This window comes from Nonomuraea antimicrobica, from assembly GCF_039536965.1.
Taxonomy (GTDB): Bacteria; Actinomycetota; Actinomycetes; order Streptosporangiales; family Streptosporangiaceae; genus Nonomuraea; species Nonomuraea antimicrobica.
In genome coordinates this window covers 6,769-9,915 of record NZ_BAAAZP010000038.1, presented here as the reverse complement: position 1 = coordinate 9,915, position 3,147 = coordinate 6,769, and the positions used below count along the sequence as shown (strand labels likewise).

Sequence of the window (3,147 nt, the reverse complement as noted above, 5' to 3'; positions counted from 1 at the left end):
CGGACGCGGCGGCCGCCAGCACCGCCAGCGCGGCCGGGTCGGCGCCGGGAGCGGGGTGCAGGGCGGGCGCGGTGTAGCCGACGTCGTACGGCGGCGGCAGCGGCAGCGGCGGCACCCCGGCCGTGAACGCCACGCCGGCAGGCGTCCCGGACGGCGCCACGGCCTCCCCATCAGCGGGCCCGACAGCGGGCACAGCGGTGGGCACGTCACGCTCCTGCAGCGCCTCGATCACCTCGCCCTCGCCCCGCCCGCGCATGAGCAGCAGCACGAACGGGTCGGCGTCCAGCAGCCACGACGCCTGGTAACACAGGGCGGCGGCGTGCTTGCAGGGGTGACCCCAGTCGGGGCAGGAGCACTCGGGCTCCAGGTCGCCGACGGCCGGCAGCAGCGGCACGGCGGCGTCCTCGGCGGCCTCGACCAGCTCGTGCGGCATGTCGCGGTCGAGCAGCGCGGCGATGTGCCCGGCCTTGGCGGCGACCTGGTCCAGGAAGCGTTCCCAGGCGGCGTCGGTGAGCTGCTCGACGCGGACGACGACGTCGTACTCGCTCTCGGCGACGGCGGCGATGCGGCCGGGGCTGACCGTGATGGGGCCGAGCTGGCCGGTCTTGGCGTACGCGCGGCCCTTGCGCAGCAGGACGTGGTCGAGGGAGGTGTCCTCCACGGCCTGGACCCAGGCGCGGCCCCACCAGGAGGTGGCGAAGCGGGCGCCGGCGCGCTGCGGGGCGAACGCGGCGAATCCACGGGCGGCGGACGTGCCGGGGTCTGACTTGCCGGGGGCGGTCATCGGAGCTCCACCAGGGCGGCGAGTTCGGCGTCGGTCAGCTCGGTGAAGGCGGCCTCGCCGGAGGCCAGCACGGCATCGGCGAGCGAGCGCTTGGCGGCGAGCATCTGGGCGATGCGGTCCTCGATCGTGCCTTCGGCGATGAGCCGGTGCACCTGCACCGGCCTGGTCTGGCCGATCCGGTAGGCGCGGTCGGTGGCCTGGTCCTCCACGGCCGGGTTCCACCAGCGGTCGTAGTGGATGACGTGGTCGGCGCGGGTCAGGTTGAGGCCGGTGCCGGCGGCCTTGAGCGACAGCAGGAACACCGGCGCGCTGCCGTCCTGGAAGCGCCGCACCATCTCCTCGCGGCGGGCGACGGGAGTGCCGCCGTGCAGGAGCTGGGTGGCCACGCCGCGTCCGGTGAGGTGGTGTTCCAGGAGGCGGGCCATCGCGACGTACTGGGTGAAGACGAGCACCGCGCCGTCCTCGGCGACGATGGTGTCGACGAGTTCGTCGAGCAGCTCCAGCTTGCCGGAGCGGCCGGGCAGGCGCTGGCCGGCCTCTTTCAGGTAGTGGGCGGGGTGGTTGCAGATCTGCTTGAGCCCGGTGAGCAGCTTGACGATCAGCCCGCGCCTGGCCATGCCGTCGGCGGCGGCGATCTGGGCCATGCTCTCGCGGACCACCGCCTCGTACAGGCCGGCCTGCTCGGGGGTGAGCGGGACGGGCCGGTCGGTCTCGGTCTTGGGCGGCAGCTCCGGCGCGATGCCGGGGTCGCTCTTGCGGCGGCGCAGCAGGAACGGCCCGGCCAGCCGCGCGAACCGCTCGGCCGCCTCGCCGTCGCCCGACTCGACGGGCTTGGCCCAGCGCGCGCGGAACCGGGAGAGCGGGCCGAGCAGCCCCGGCGTGGTCCAGTCGAGGATGGCCCACAGCTCCGACAGGTTGTTCTCCACGGGGGTGCCGGTCAGGGCCACGCGGGCGGCGGCGGGGATCTCGCGCAGCGCCTTGGCGGTGCCGGAGGCGGGGTTCTTGACGTGCTGGGCCTCGTCGGCGACCAGCAGGCCCCAGGGCTGTTCTGCCAGGCGGCCCGCGTCCAGGCGCATGGTGGCGTACGTGGTGAGCACGAACCCCTCCTGCGCCCCCTCCTCCGGCAGGGCCCGGTTGCCGCCGTGGTAGCGGTGTACGGGCACCCCGGGCGCGAACCGGGTGATCTCGCGTTCCCAGTTGCCCAGCAGCGAGGCGGGACAGACCACGAGCGTGGCCCCCGAGGCGCGGTGCAGGTGCAGGGCGATCAGCGTGATCGTCTTGCCCAGGCCCATGTCGTCGGCCAGGCAGGCGCCCAGCCCGAGCGAGGTCATCCTGACCAGCCAGCGCAGCCCGGCGAGCTGGTAGTCGCGCAGGGTGGCGGCCAGGCCGTCGGGCGGGTCGGCGTCGGCGGGCTCGGACAGGCGCTCGCGCAGCTCGTCCAGCCAGGCGGTCGGCTCGACGGGCACCTGTTCGGCCTGGCCGTCCTCCCCTTCGACCTCGACCGTGCCGGTCAGCGCCGCGGCCAGCGCCTCGATGCCGGTCAGCGGCTTGAGGTCGCGGCGGCGGGCCTTGCGGGCCAGGGCGGGGTCGATGAGCACCCACTGGTCGCGCAGGCGTACCACGGGGCGGTGGGCCTCGGCCAGGCGGTCCATCTCGGCGGCGCTCAGGCGTTCGCCGCCGAGCGCGAGCTGCCAGTCGAAGCTGGTCAGGTGCTGGCCCCCGAGGAAGGAGGGCAGGTCGGAGGGTGCGGCGTCGCGCTCGCCGATGACGGCTCGGGCGCTGAGGCCGCGTACGAACGACTTTGGCCAGTGCACGTCCACCCCGGCGGCGGCCAGGCGGTCGACGGCTCCGGCGAGCAGCTCCTCCACGTCACCGTCGGAGAGGGTCAGCTCGTCGGGCACCGCGCTGTCGAGCAGGCGTTCCAGGCGGGGCCAGGCGCGGGCGGCCCGGCGTACGGCGAGGGTGGCCTCGATCCTGGCGCGGGCCCCGAGCGCCTGCCCGCGCCTGTGCTCCTCGCCGCGCCACAGGTCGGCGGCGTCCACCACGAGGGACGGGTCGGCCAGGCTGTGGAGCTGGACGACCGCGCGGAACTCGGCGGCGGCCGGGTCGTCGGCCTCGACGCGCAGCGACAGCCGCACCCCGGAGTCGAGCCCGGCCGAGACCTCCTCGGCCCAGCGGCGCAGGTGGGGCACCTTGACGGGCGCGGCGGCGGCGTAGGCGGTGGCGCCGGTGGCGCGTACCGCGCCGGGCGAGCGCGGCATGGCGTCGGCCACGGCGTCGAGGAAGGCCCGCAGCAGCGGTTCCGCGTCGGGCAGCACCAGCTCCCCGTCGTCCAGGACGGCGCGGGCGGTGGCGGGCATGGC

Annotated in this window: 2 protein-coding genes; both read right to left on the bottom strand. The window is 75.6% G+C overall.

Annotated elements, in window-relative coordinates; all coding sequences use genetic code 11:
* The coding region (locus ABD844_RS11505) for an SWIM zinc finger family protein (RefSeq protein WP_344875860.1) at positions 1 to 784 on the bottom strand (784 nt) is incomplete at its 3' end.
* Positions 781 to 3,147: DEAD/DEAH box helicase (locus tag ABD844_RS11500; RefSeq protein ID WP_344875858.1), on the bottom strand; the 2,367-nt coding region annotated here is incomplete at its 5' end. The genes ABD844_RS11505 and ABD844_RS11500, both read right to left, overlap by 4 nt.